Below are 12,806 nucleotides of genomic sequence, written 5' to 3' on the forward strand. Positions count from 1 at the left end.
TCTTTTCTTAACTGGCGCGACTGCCTGTCCAATAACACGCGCTGTTCTATTGATACGCCAGCCGCAGCGAGCCTGGGCAGGCTGTGACGGATCATGCCATTTTTGCTGTCTCGATCGGGCTGGCAGAGTTGGGACTGGCTCCCTGAATAGGTCGTTGTCTTTTAATTTGCGTATACCCATCGGCAGAGTCTGCAGAACAATCAGTTCACGCCGTAATGCCACTGGACACCATTAAGAACGTTCTGCGACTCATTCATAAGCACCATGAGCAGGAGGCTATCAGGCACTGGGTGATAGAGCAGCATGATGTCCCGCAGAGTGTCTTCAGGAGCTGATTTGTTTCACCAGTACGCGATCAGCCTTGCGCCTGAGCAGGTCATGCACTGCTGAGAAATCAATCACGCTGGCAGCCGACTGTCTCTGACACTGCTGAGGAGAACGCACTTACACAAACAGGTAGGGACAATATCGTTGACCAGCTCTTATCGTAATCTTAAAAAGAAAAAATCGTATAAAAGCATCCCAATCCATTTTGATGTTTGGTGAAGCATTATGGATGCAATGCCGGAAGGGCCTGAAAATCCATCTCAGACCGTCTCATCCTGTGAATCAGGTAAATTCACCGTCACTCCCTTAATCAGAATCAGGTCTGGTTATCTTAAGTAACCGTTAACCCAGAGCCTGGCTGGATGAAGTGTATAAGCCACATGTCTTGTGATTTTTAGCATCAAAGATCAGAAATATTGCGGGTGTGGTCAGTTTAGGTCCTCAATGAGTAAAACACATCGCAAAAAAAAAAGCCCCCGGATAAGGGGCCACCTTTAGTGACAAAGGAAAAGAAATGCCAGGATCAAGGATCGACAGTGATTATGTTCAAGGGTTTTATAATTTCAACCCATTCAACGGAATTAAAAAAAGTACGTAAAATGCGAAAAGCGGGCAGGTGAGAAAAAGTCTCTATTAATCAAAGCTTTTAAAGTTGTATTAAAAATGCTTTATTTATTTAAGTTTTAGTGCAATCGCACTATAAGCAAAAAACATCAGAGACTGCTATTTCCTTTTGTGTTAAATATTTTGTGATAAAGAAATTTTACATAGCGGAGCTTTCCATTTTATATGATTGGCTACAGGTGAAGGCAGACTCTCGCCATCGTTTCCAGAGGTCGCTTGCAGACTAAACGGGTATGGTTACTGTGAGAAGGCACGCTATATATCTGGTCTTTATCAGATGCACGCTGACATTTAAAGCATGTATCATTTAACTCTTTGATATCGATGCAATAGAGTGGAGTAGTAACATTGGTTGCGTCTGTTCTTCGGCATAAATCATCTGCGCCATCAGCACGGATTACACTCACAACTGGTGTGGAATAGGAAGCGTAAGCGCTGTTTATACTTACAAAGAATAATGCAGGCAGCATTAAATCTGATTTTTTAAATCGAAAAAAAATCGACATCTGTTATGCCCCCTTTATGCATGAGCGGTGGAATTTTTGAAAAAAGCGGCGATTTAAATCTGCACTGGCAGTCACTTGATATAATTTATATCAAGTGATAGAATTTTCAAATGACGTTCTTTTACGAACATAAGTCAATGATAATAAGGGCTTTTATGGCAAGCGAGGAAAGTGGGGTTGTCAGGTATCGTCCCGAAAGGTCATATGCCGGAAGCAAGAAAACCCGAAAAGAGATTCTTAACGCTGCGACCGATGTATTTGGCGAGATGGGATTTGATGGTGCTACAACACGCATCATAGCGTCAAGAGCAGGTGTTACGACGCCCGTTCTTCAATATTATTTCGGCAGCAAGGAGGGAATATTCAATGAATGCACACAGGAGATAGTCGATTTTTGTCTGAACCGATACGATCCTATCATTGCCGACATTGAGCAGGCTGTTCTGGTGAATGATAAAGAGTCTGCTCATGATTCAGTTTGTGCACTGATGGAAAAAATTGTTGAAACTATTTTTTCTGAAATCAGTAGTCCTGGGACTGCTAATTTAATAACGAAGATCCAAACTACAAACACTCCGGACAGATCTCGTAAAATATTTTCTGTGCTGGAAAGTAAACTCCATAGCGCCGTGTTTCTGACAATAAGGTTACTTTCAGATCCTTCTGTAACCTATGAAGAAATAGCCTTGAGGACACACTATACATTGGGGCTTGCATTGCCATTCCAGTTCATGAGAAACGCTTTTCTGCCATTTGGGCAATACTATACGGCTGATGATGAAAAGCTAATAGTGTTAAAGGTTTCTGTTAGAACACATTGCAGTACTCTTTTAAATAGCTATAAATCTTAACTGCTTTCAATATAAATAAAATACCTCATAGGATATCTGATGGCTAGTGTCAGGATCATCGCTCAGGCTGCAGGTGTTTCTCCTGCTACGGTATCTAACTTTATTAATAATCGACCAGAAAAAATGCGAACAGAAACCTGGGTCAGAATAAAATCTGTAATCGAGGAAATGGGTTGCTCTCATCTTATTCCTCAGCAAAAATTTAAACAGAGTAAAAATATCATTGCGCTACTGCTGCCGTCAGCTGCCAGTGAAAGATATACGTTAATAATAAAAAGCTTAGAACAGGCCGCAGCTAAATTTGATTACAGCGTCATATCAGGGAGTGGCTATGAGGAGTCAGTTCGAGAAACATTATTCATAGATGATATGCTTAAAATTGGCGTAACAATGCTCGTTGTGGTTAAAAGCAATGTTTTCAAAACACACTTTATAAAGGCTTCAGAGCGCGGTATGAAAGTGATTAGTTACGACAGCTATAATCCTAATCGCCTGTTAAGCGAGAATAAGTTTTTTGACCGCTTTAGCATGGACAATTATGAAGCTGCGAGGCTTGCAACCAAAACCTTAATCGAACGCAATCACAAAGATATCATTATGGTCACCGAAGACTATATCAATGAGGAGCTTAGTCAAAAAATACATGGGTTCTACTCTATGCAGGATGCAAGGGGTTCTAAAAGAAGCGATATAGTGAGATCGATTAAAGGCTCTTTGAACCATATTGAGTTAGATCAGTTTCAGGTTGGCAGGAATCTGGCTAATGTCCTTGTGAGAGAAAACGTTTTTCCGGATGGCATTGTTGCCACAAATGATATCTTAGCGTATGGAATTCTTTACCAGTTATATACTATCGGCTATATATTAAGGAAAAAGCTAGCCGTGATTGCTCTTGACAGTAGCGCTAATAATTATTTTCCTGAGAAGTTCTTGAGCACTGTATCACCACCGATAAAAAAAATAAGCGAGGACATCATTCTGAGATTAATTGGTGTAAACGAGCAGGATGATTTGAAAAAAGACTTTATTTATGCTCCGGTTTGCAACCTGAGCAGATCGCTTGGCATCAAAAAGGGCCAGTTTATTTTTTGAGTTGATGGCTTTTCTTCCACTGAACGGGTGGGATACCAAACTGATTTTTAAAAGAACGAGTAAAGGTTTGTTGACTATCCCACTTGTATAACAAGGCAATATCCAACGTGCTCATATCAGAATTTCTCAGCTTAATCGCAGCTTCATCAAGCCTTCTTTTACGAATGTAACCTCCCAGAGAGACGCCATAATACTCTGTGAAACTCCGTTGTAAATACCATTTACTGTAACCCGCCTTTCTTGCAATTTCATCAATGCTAATTTTTTTTTCAAGGTTGCCATCGATCCATTCCAGCAAAGCTAAAAAAAAATTCTCATTATGCTTAAGGTACATAGGTTTATCCTGGTGTGAAATGTTATCGGTTGATAGGATTTGTCAGATAAAAGTATAGTAGCGACTGCTTTTTTTCAACTTCAAACGCAGGTGAACGTCTGAAATTTCTGCCTGTGTGATTTCCCGCAAAAAAATAACCTGCTGTTTACTAAACAGGAGGTCATAAGGATTATTTATAATAAGCGGCCTGTATCTGACTGGAGAATCAGGCATTGATTCCCGAAAAAGAGAAATGATGCAGTGTGCTGAAAAATAAAAGATTATATCCAAAAAGGGCGCTCATCTCTGTCATCAGGTTTACAGCATCCTGTTGATGTGCATTGTCGAGAGCGAATTCCCACAACATGGGCAAGCCAGAAAAATTAGAAAAAACAAATATTGTGTATATTCCAGCCAGCATTAATCCCCATGATGAAGTTTTCATATAATTGTGAAGGCTTCGAACAAGGTGCTGTCTGTTTTTTACCAGGAAAGGAACTGTGATGATTATTATTAGCGTATCCAGCCACACCCAGATGTCGCTATCGCTAATCATTGGGTTTATTCTTTTGACAAAAAGGCAAAGAAATAAAGAAGAAAATAAAAGATATAAGCTCTGCATTTGCGTCTTTTTTCTGGCGTTCAAGCTATAGATGAAAAGTATAACTCCAGTTATGAATGCCTGAAGGAGTTTTGTCAGGCAAAATGAAGATATTACGTCATTCATCCAGAAAACATCAATACAGGTTGCGCCTATTGAGATAAGCGTAAGTTGCAAGAAGATATAGTATAAGGCAGTTCTTCTGATCATGGTCACAACCATTATTAATGCTCTCCATTTTTTTTATAGAGATTAGTTTATGCTGATTTATTTTTTTTGCTATTTATGCCCTTCAGGTTTACCGTGCGGGTTTGCGTCTGTCAGTCACGGCGTTCCTGAACCTGGCGTGCGGAAAGTCTCTTTAGTCTGACTGAGTCTAAAAATGCTTGCGATAAATCATTACTGAAAAATGGGGATGTTTCTGGAATAACTGCCGACAAAGTTCATTCGAACGATGACTATAAACAGATTTCTGATAGTTAAACTCTGATGATTTGCTTTCATAGATTACCCACTATTGAGTATTGCATATGCAGTTGAAAGATGGCTGGATATGGACGCAAATACTTAATTATTCTTTATGTTACAGGCTGATTTTTTTCTGCAGATTATGTAGCTGAAATTGCATAGACTCTTTTTGAATTATTGTAATGGAAAGGATTGTGAGCAAATGCAGGCGCTACTGACAGGGTGATTCTGTTGATTAGCCGATTATGAGGCAGGACGTTAAAAGCAGGTTTCCTGGTGTGTAAAGAGAACAAATGCATAATCCCGCTTCGGGTAGCCTGGTGTCATTGGACTCTTTCACCGTAATGCTGGTGATAACCCAATCCAGATTGCCGGGCTCGTTGACTCTCGCCATGATTAAGTAAAGCAGTCAATTAAGAGTCTTTCAGCGTGCTGATAGGCCACTGAAGCTTACCGTCAGCATATACCTTATTCCGAAGTGATCGCGGTAAGCGTGACAGCATCACTGGATGTGTCAGGCTCTCATCCGGATTAATAGCGTGTGTGACAGACCGCTGACAGAATAAGGAGAGCAGCCAGCCTGCCAGAATTCCACAGCTATCTGTCAGAGCACTTCTGCTGGCTTTCATAATTGAAGTGAAAGAGCGTCTGCTGTTGCAGTGACTGCAGCTGCGTCGGCAGTTACCTTCATTAAACGCTATGCCACGGCTACAGGTTCGATGCTTCGCTGGCAATCAGCAAACAGTTCTGAGGAGAAAAGTCAGAGCTTTGAAGCTGTTCAGAGGTCAAAGTGATGAGCACTCCTTTGGTCGATATGGCCTGCCACCCTTCAGGCTGGCTCAATGACAGGTCATCGACGGCGATCCAAAATCTTCTTATGTCCGTTCCTCAGCCATGCTCATGTAATCGTTATTGCGGGTTGACCAAACACACTGGCATCTTTCGTCAAGGCTTTCAGCTGTTGCTGGCAGGCGCTGCCCGCGCGTCTCTGTCTGCGCCGCTATAGCGTTACTGTAAATGCTCACGCTATGGAGGATGTATGGATACGAAATATACAAAAGACGCGATTCATCTCTGCCGCCTGATGTTTGGTCAGGCGGTACTGGAATTATTAGCCGAAGATCAGCCGGTGACCAATTACGCGCTGGAAGCAAAGATAAAGGGCATGTTGCCCGATGCGCAGCCTGCGCTGGTTTACAGTGTGGCACTTGAGCTGTTAAACGATACGCTCTGCTAATGCCTGCCCGCTGAAGGACGCGCCCGGCATGAACTCTGCCGGGCCAGGCTGGCATAAAGCGGGTCAGGGGGTTTATGGAATCCGACACGCAAAAAGCGCCGTTGAGCATGATCGCGATGCCGCCGCGGTGTAGTCTGCAGCGGAAATACAGGGAGGATAGGATGGACGATGAGTCAGTCGATGATGCTATTGCGGCATGCCGCCTGCTGTTTGGCCAGGCTGTGCTGGAGATCCTGGCCGAGGATAAGCCACTTACGCGCGACGCGATTTCAGAAAACATTGAGAGGATGTTTAACGGCATCCCTTCAGAACCCGTTATGAAGCTGGCTATCAGCCTGCTGACAAAAAGCAGCGACTGACAATCTGCACTCTGCCAGGCACCGGTTGCCGACACCGGTGGCTATGTCGCGCCTGACATCCCTTGCTGGCACTATCACAGCCGGAATCCCATCCTGGCTCTTATCGGAGAGAATCCTTACTGTAAGGTGCCGCGCCGGTACTTAGCAAAAAACTAACTATGGAACCAATCTGACACTGCGCTGACTAATTTGCTGACTATTACCGTTACGTTATTGTTTCCAGAGCGTTAACCGGGCGAGTCTCACCTTATTCAGCCGGAATGGCTTAGCCTGTGCGCAGAGGATGTCAGATATGCGGGTTTTAATTATTTGTCGGGATAACATTGGCGACACCTTACTGACCACACCGTTAATCAGTGCGCTCGCGCAGTCGGGTCAGCATCAGGTGGATGTACTGACCAACCACTACGCCGCACCTGTGTTAGCGCATAATCCCGATATCCGGCAGCTCTTCTGTTACACCAAACTGCATCACCGGGAGGCCGGGCAGGGGCGGCTCGCCTGTCTGCTGCAGCGGCTGACGCTGATACGAACCCTGAAAAAGCAGCGTTACGATGTGGTCATTCTGGCAAAAAGTCGCTGGGATCGGCATGGCCTGAAATGGGTGAAAATGGTGCGTCCCGGTCGGGTGATCGCGCTGGGCCAGCAACCGCACCCGCTGATTACCGATCTGTTACCGCCCGATCCGTCGCCTGCTCACATCAGTGAAATTCTGTTCCGCCTGGGCCGGCCGCTACAGCCGGACGCCACCACGCCTGGCCGGCTGACGCTGCGGCCGGATGCGACCCTGGCGGCCCGCCTGCGGGAGAAATACGCTATCGATCCCGCCATCCCGGTTTATGCCTTGCAGATCAGCGCCCGTAAGCCGAGTCAGCAGTGGGAAGTCACCCGCTTTGCCGGGCTGGCGGAGAAAATCGCCGCACGTCATCGCTGCCAGATTATGCTGCTCTGGTCACCCGGCAGCCGCGATAATCCGCGTCATCCCGGCGATGATGAGAAGGCGCGCGACATCATGGCGCGCTGTCCCCATCTTCCGGTCAAAGCGGTGCCGACCAGCAGTCTGTCGGAGCTGATTGCGGCAATGTCGTTGTGTCAGGGGCTGGTCAGCAGTGATGGCGGGGCAATGCATGTGGGCGCCGCGCTGGGATTACCGGTCGTTGCGCTGTTTGGTGACAGCGATCCGGCCTGCTGGCATCCGTGGCAGGTGGCGTATCAGGTGCTGCAACCCGCCTCGCGAGAGGTTAATGCGCTGACCAGTTGTGAGGTCTATGACGCATTCATCCACACCATTATTCAGGCGTCCGCGGCGGGCCAGACGCCCGAGCGGGCCGCTTCACACAGCAGGGCGACGGTCAGCGGATAGCCGGCTTTTGCGGCACCGGCTCTGAACCCGCGAGCCGGTGCGAAACGCCGCGCTTTATGCGCCGGAAAATAACGCGCTTCATCGTAGTGTTCTGAACTGACGCCAAAGGTGACAAAGAAGTCACTCATCAGAATCGCAAACTCCACCTCGTTCAGCGGGAGTTGCTGCAGATAAAATCCGGCCCGGTCAGCTCTGCGGAAGTGCCCCAGGGCGGTGGGCCGATTGTGATATTCGATCAGCGTGATGATGGCCTGAGAAAGTTCGCTCATTATCCCACCAGTTTCGCCACGGCCTGTTCCACCTCTTCGGCTTTGATTGCCGCCATCGGATGCTGCGCCGCGGTGTCAGCCGGACGATGAATAATGATGTGACGCTCGCTGTCCTGGCAGGGGCCGGTGTAGCGTGGATTGGCGGTGGCGAAGAGGCTGACGGTCGGCGTCTGTGCTGCCACAGCGATGTGCAGCGGCCCGGTATCGCCGGTAACCAGCAGATCCAGCGTGCGAATCAGGCCAATCAGCCCGCTCAGGTTGGTTTTTCCCGCCATCGGCGTGATGTTGCTGCGGCAGTGGGGAGGCAGGCCTTCGATAAATGTCCGCTCAAGAGGCTGCTCAGCGGCGGTTCCGGTCACGATAATCTCTGCATCGGGCCAGCGTGCAAGCAGTGCGGTGGCGAGCTGGCAGAAAGATTCCAGCGGCCAGCGGCGAATATCTTTAGAGGCCCCAAGCTGGAACCCGATGCGGCGATGACCCGGCGCGGCGGTGGCAGGAAGATCCAGTTCGGGCAGATGCATACGGGTCTGCCCGCTCTCTGCGCCCAGCGCCTCAATCAGTTTCAGCTTACGTTTAATCGTGTGGTCGTCGAAATAGCCGGAATAGTGATCGAGATATTTATTCAGCAGCGGCGACTCGCTGCCGTAATGGTCGCGCACGATTGCCTTACTGCCGCTGAGTACCGAACTCATAATATCGTAAGGAAAATGGGCGTGTAATATCACCGACAGATCGGGTTTATGACGACGCAATTTGAAAAACAGCGGCAGGTAGTTGGCAATTTTATTATCCCAGATATAAATCTTATCGAACCAGTTATAGCGGCTGACCAGATCCTTATTTTTCTCACTGGAAACCAGAACAAATTTGCTGGTGGGGAAACGATTTTTCAGGCTCCAGATAGCCGGTGTATTCATCAGGAAATCGCCCAGTGCAGTCGTAGAGTAGACCACCACCGTCTGCGGCGTCAGGGCCTGAAGACCCGGTGAGGGCTTTCTGCCGGACAAACGGGTATAGGCCGTTAACAGCCGATCGATCAGATAAATCTTTTTTTTCTTCACGCCTGAATTCTCTTCGCGGTGCCGTAACAGTAAACAAAAAGAGGTTGTGCGTGATTAGAGATTATTACGGCGATTTAAGTTCATTGCGGAAGACTATTTTTTTAGCTTCTAAAGGGATCGTTTAAAGTGTTCCCATAATTTAAGGGTTGTTCATTTCTGGTATATATACAGGAACGTGTAAAAAGAGTAAGGCGATTTCGAAAAGAACTTAGATAATTCTGACTTTTCAGGGGGGATTACCCTTTTTTTAATTCCCGTCATAACTAATAGCAGGTTAATTATTAGTGAGAATATTTTAATCAGCAGACAGAAATATTATGGCGGTGATAAACCCCGGCAGGCCTGCCGGGGCAGGAGAATTACGATTGTGGCTGACCAACCGGGCCGGAACCCAGTGTACCGCCAGGTGAAGACTGACCACTTGGCGCATGCGGACGGCCATCGGCTTTAATCGCGTCACTTCTCTGCGAACAGCCCGCAAGCGAGGCGAAGGTCGCTGCAACCAGCAGCAGGGCAGGAATCGTTTTCATAGTGTCACCTTGATGTTGTCAGAAAGAGCACAGCAGTGCGTTTAAAAATCGCTTTTATTCTGCCCCTCGGCGCGTCTCTTTCAGTGACCGCTTAATGGCAGGAATAAAAGCCAAAAAAAACGAGAGCCGCCGGCTCCCGTTCCGTTGACGTCAGGTCGTATTACTTGCGGCCCAGCAGGAAGCCGATAAATACGCCTACGCCTGCCGCGATAGCCAGACCGGCAGCAGGATTAGACTGAACCTGATCCTTGATGCACTCAGCCGCATCGCGTGCTGCATAGCTTGCCTGGTTGGTGTAACGGCGTGCTGCGCCTTTAACCTGATGCTCAGATGAACCGGTTGCTGCACCCCATTGTTCCTGAACTGCGCCAGCCGCTTCTTTTACTTTATCTTCGATTTTTCCTGACATTTATTGCTCCTTGGTTTTGAGTGAGACCTTAAAAGCGTAGCAAAGATAGTGAGTTCTGCTCTGACTGAGAGGATCATCAGCCTGAAAAATCATTTCTGACTGTGAATAACGACGCGTTTGCGGGCCACCCATTTCTGTCTGAACGGCGGATTCAGGCGGTACCGGGGCGCTGAAGGGGGAGAGAGTGAGGCAGTGATGATGGCGGAATCGGACCGGTGACGGACGAGGCTGACGAGTGGGGAACGGCGCGCAATGCCGCTTGCCCGCGCAGCAATAGCTGAACGGAACCGCCAGCGGCGCAGGGGGCGAACGGAACAGGTCACCTGCGCCCGCCGGATATGTCGCGCGGCGGGCGACAGAGCGTTACTGCAGCAGAACCCCCTGAATCAGACTGGCCTCAACAACGGTGACCTCATTGATCTTCAGCGCCTGCATATAACCTTCAACCAGCAGCAGATTGCTGACGTCAGTGGCCCGGTAGTCGCCCGAAAGTTCACTGTCGCCTTTCCAGACCTGCTGCTGCGACAGCTGCCGGAGCGCCGCCAGTGTATAGTGACGGGGTTTTCCCGGTAACTGGTTACGGATGGAGAAGCCATGAACGCCGCCGATGCCGATCACCCGCCGGCCCGGCAGATCCTGTCTGATCTGCGGACTGACATCATTCGCTGCATAAAACTCTACAAAGCGCAGCACCGAGGGTCGCCAGGAGCCGATTGGATTGGGCGACGGGGCAGCCGGTGTATTCTTCAGCACCGTCAGAATAAAATTTTTCAGCGTCACAGAGGCCAGTCTGCCCTGATAGATATCGGCAACGGGCTGGCCCGCCGCCTGACGCCATGCAGTCATCTGCATCGAGCCGCCGCCAATATCCCAGACCAGTAACTGCTCATCCCGGATACCGGGATCGCCCAGCGCCGCTTTAGCGGAGAGGAAACCGAGCTTTGCTTCCTGTTGCTGCGAGATGATGCTGATCGCCGCCCCGGTCTGGCGCTGCAGCTGCGCGATGACGGCTTCTCCGTTAGTGGCGTTACGGAATACGGCGGTAGCAACGCCGCTGATCCGATCGGGGTGAAAACGCTGTGCGCGGGCCAGAAGCGGGCGGATCGCCGTCACCCCATCCTGCACGATCGCCGGGCTGAGCTGATGATCAGGCGAATGGGCCAGGGCGTCGTTCCAGGCGACAGCGCGCTGATCCTGATAGAGCATTTTTTCGATACGTTGCTGGCAGACATTGACGCGTGCGACCGCGATTTTGGTGGTGCCGGAACCGATATCCAGAGCGGCGCGGACTTGCCGGCAGCCATCGGCTTCGGCAGCCGTGGCAAACAGCAGTGAGCAGAAGAGGATGACAGCAGACAGCGCAGCAGATCGCATAGCAACTCCAGGAGCAAAGAGACTCAGCGTGGCCGTGCTGCGATGCAGGCCGGATAGACGCTGACCAGAAAATGACGCAGATGATCGAAGCACCATTCGGCATCGTCAGCCTGCGGACAGTAGAACTGGATAGTGATCTTCTCATAGTCACGCTGACGCTGGCGCAGTGGTGACCAGCTCCAGTCCAGAACCGAACGGGCATAGTTAACCAGCGCGTCGGCGGGCATCTGATGCTGTTTCTCCTGTCCGGCCAGGTAGCGGTTAAACTCCGCCTCCAGCTGCAACGCCTCGTCGTGACCGTGTTGCGGCAAATCCGGCCGGAAGGCGACATCAATAAAGCCGCAGACCGCATCGGCCTGCTGCTGCCAGTCGCAGGCCAGCGTCATAAACAGCCCCTCCTGCAGGTTGATCTCCTCAACCAGTCGCCGGAGATTCACCGAACGGTTCAGCACCGCGATCTCCTCAAGACGGCCCGTTTCCAGCGTCAGATCAAAACCACAGGGATTTACAGAGCCATCCGCATTACGGGTGGCGGGGAAGGGGAAGTCAATATAACCGTTGTTATCGAGACGCTTTTCCATCGGGGAGACCTGCTGCTTGACGTTTCCTGACAATAAACGATCTGGCAGCAGGATTCATCCCTTATGGGCAGGTCCAGGTGATCTGGGTGTCCTGATAAGGATTGATCAGGCGGAACTGTTTGTCAGACAGACGCTGAGCATAATAGCCTTCGCGCGTAACGGCAGAGGGAACATATTTAAATCGATCCAGCGACTGCAGCGGGCCGCTCTCCACGCTGACGCTGTCGCGGCTGACGGTAAAGGCGTTGACCAGGTCAAAAATCACCGCGTCGGTCTGCCCCATCGGCTGACCATAAATCGTGGAAACCTCACCCGGACATTCCACCCCTTTCGGACCAGATGAACATCCAGTCAGCATCGCGATGAGGATTAACATGCTGAGTCGCATCATGATTTTCTACCTGCTTCAATCCCTGGGAGTCGGCTGGCGCAATAACACTCTCCTGCGCCCCTTATCGCTCAATTATAGCATTTTCCGTTGTGCTTCCTGTTTGTAATTTGTTTAATCGTTAAGCAGCAGGAATGTAAAGGGGTGACTTTGCCTGGTAATAAACGGTATTCTTAGCTTCTTTGCGCACCGCTTAGGCAAATCCAGGGATAAATGATGAAAGAAGAAGAAGCAAGTCTAATGATTATTCGCCAGGCGATTGATCAGTTAGAGGCTGACAAGAAGCAACAGGTGATGGCATGTTCTGCCGAGATTCGTGCAGCGATGCAGGCTTACGATGGCGAGAATGCCGGGCTGGCCCTGATGTTAGTGGCCGCCGAGGTGGCCGCTGAATAATCTTTATCCGGCCTGTGTGACAGCCTGTTACGCTGGCTGGCTATACTTTACCCTTTC

Annotated in this window: 15 protein-coding genes; 6 read left to right on the forward strand and 9 right to left on the reverse strand. The window is 49.3% G+C overall.

Translation table 11 applies throughout. From position 1 onward, the window contains the following. Nucleotides 1-1,612 precede the first annotated feature (1,612 nt). Together AB1748_RS09300 and AB1748_RS09305 are read left to right on the forward strand one after the other, a co-directional pair. The gene (locus tag AB1748_RS09300) at nucleotides 1,613-2,308 is read left to right on the forward strand and encodes a TetR/AcrR family transcriptional regulator (protein ID WP_367395386.1); all 696 of its coding nucleotides are present in this window, start codon (nucleotides 1,613-1,615) and stop codon (nucleotides 2,306-2,308) included. Nucleotides 2,309-2,347: 39 nt separating this feature from the next. Beyond that, complete coding sequence (locus tag AB1748_RS09305) at nucleotides 2,348-3,400, forward strand: LacI family DNA-binding transcriptional regulator (RefSeq protein ID WP_367395387.1); 1,053 nt, start codon at nucleotides 2,348-2,350, stop codon at nucleotides 3,398-3,400. Here the strand turns inward: AB1748_RS09305 and AB1748_RS09310 are convergent. Together AB1748_RS09310 and AB1748_RS09315 are read right to left on the reverse strand one after the other, a co-directional pair. After that, nucleotides 3,390-3,734 (reverse strand): helix-turn-helix domain-containing protein, encoded by a 345-nt coding sequence (locus AB1748_RS09310; RefSeq protein WP_111138690.1) that lies wholly within the window; start codon nucleotides 3,732-3,734, stop codon nucleotides 3,390-3,392. The genes AB1748_RS09305 and AB1748_RS09310 overlap by 11 nt on opposite strands. A 205-nt stretch (nucleotides 3,735-3,939) precedes the next feature. Further along, nucleotides 3,940-4,536, reverse strand: coding sequence for a hypothetical protein (locus AB1748_RS09315; protein WP_367395388.1), 597 nt, complete (start codon nucleotides 4,534-4,536; stop codon nucleotides 3,940-3,942). A gap of 1,285 nt (nucleotides 4,537-5,821) precedes the next feature. Between AB1748_RS09315 and AB1748_RS09320 the strand changes: the two genes are divergently transcribed. From AB1748_RS09320 to AB1748_RS09330, 3 genes are all read left to right on the forward strand, one after another. Next, on the forward strand, nucleotides 5,822-6,019 hold the full coding sequence (locus AB1748_RS09320) for a hypothetical protein (protein ID WP_128085120.1): 198 nt from the start codon (nucleotides 5,822-5,824) through the stop codon (nucleotides 6,017-6,019). 161 nt (nucleotides 6,020-6,180) lie between these two features. Further along, a complete protein-coding gene (locus AB1748_RS09325) occupies nucleotides 6,181-6,378 on the forward strand; it encodes a hypothetical protein (protein WP_128085132.1) in 198 nt (65 codons plus the stop codon). 292 nt (nucleotides 6,379-6,670) lie between these two features. After that, nucleotides 6,671-7,741 carry a glycosyltransferase family 9 protein gene (locus AB1748_RS09330; RefSeq protein WP_367395389.1) on the forward strand — a complete coding sequence of 357 codons (1,071 nt, stop codon included), beginning with the start codon at nucleotides 6,671-6,673 and terminating at the stop codon, nucleotides 7,739-7,741. On the opposite strand, the gene AB1748_RS09335 is transcribed toward AB1748_RS09330, so the two are convergent. The 7 genes from AB1748_RS09335 to AB1748_RS09365 form a co-directional block, all read right to left on the reverse strand. Next, on the reverse strand, nucleotides 7,672-8,010 hold the full coding sequence (locus AB1748_RS09335; RefSeq protein ID WP_128085121.1) for a DUF1493 family protein: 339 nt from the start codon (nucleotides 8,008-8,010) through the stop codon (nucleotides 7,672-7,674). The genes AB1748_RS09330 and AB1748_RS09335 overlap by 70 nt on opposite strands. Beyond that, nucleotides 8,010-9,071, reverse strand: coding sequence for a glycosyltransferase family 9 protein (locus AB1748_RS09340; protein ID WP_367395390.1), 1,062 nt, complete (start codon nucleotides 9,069-9,071; stop codon nucleotides 8,010-8,012). Before AB1748_RS09340 ends, AB1748_RS09335 begins: the two co-directional genes overlap by 1 nt. A gap of 359 nt (nucleotides 9,072-9,430) precedes the next feature. Continuing rightward, entirely contained in the window at nucleotides 9,431-9,601 is a 171-nt protein-coding gene (locus AB1748_RS09345) for a hypothetical protein (RefSeq protein ID WP_167498249.1), read from the reverse strand. Between the two features lie 160 nt (nucleotides 9,602-9,761). Then, nucleotides 9,762-10,010, reverse strand: coding sequence for a YqjD family protein (locus AB1748_RS09350; protein WP_111138696.1), 249 nt, complete (start codon nucleotides 10,008-10,010; stop codon nucleotides 9,762-9,764). A 363-nt stretch (nucleotides 10,011-10,373) separates the two neighbouring features. Beyond that, complete coding sequence (locus tag AB1748_RS09355; RefSeq protein WP_111138697.1) at nucleotides 10,374-11,384, reverse strand: Ppx/GppA phosphatase family protein; 1,011 nt, start codon at nucleotides 11,382-11,384, stop codon at nucleotides 10,374-10,376. Nucleotides 11,385-11,407: 23 nt separating this feature from the next. Then, the gene (locus AB1748_RS09360; RefSeq protein ID WP_111138698.1) at nucleotides 11,408-11,965 is read right to left on the reverse strand and encodes a hypothetical protein; all 558 of its coding nucleotides are present in this window, start codon (nucleotides 11,963-11,965) and stop codon (nucleotides 11,408-11,410) included. Between the two features lie 61 nt (nucleotides 11,966-12,026). Continuing rightward, nucleotides 12,027-12,356: a hypothetical protein gene (locus AB1748_RS09365; protein ID WP_293769578.1), complete on the reverse strand. Its 330-nt coding sequence runs from the start codon at nucleotides 12,354-12,356 to the stop codon at nucleotides 12,027-12,029. A 213-nt stretch (nucleotides 12,357-12,569) separates the two neighbouring features. Between AB1748_RS09365 and AB1748_RS09370 the strand changes: the two genes are divergently transcribed. Then, the gene (locus AB1748_RS09370; protein ID WP_111138700.1) at nucleotides 12,570-12,749 is read left to right on the forward strand and encodes a hypothetical protein; all 180 of its coding nucleotides are present in this window, start codon (nucleotides 12,570-12,572) and stop codon (nucleotides 12,747-12,749) included. The last annotated feature ends 57 nt before the right edge of the window (nucleotides 12,750-12,806 follow it).

The sequence above is a fragment of the Pantoea sp. Ep11b genome (genome assembly GCF_040783975.1).
In the GTDB taxonomy this organism is placed as follows: Bacteria; Pseudomonadota; Gammaproteobacteria; order Enterobacterales; family Enterobacteriaceae; genus Pantoea.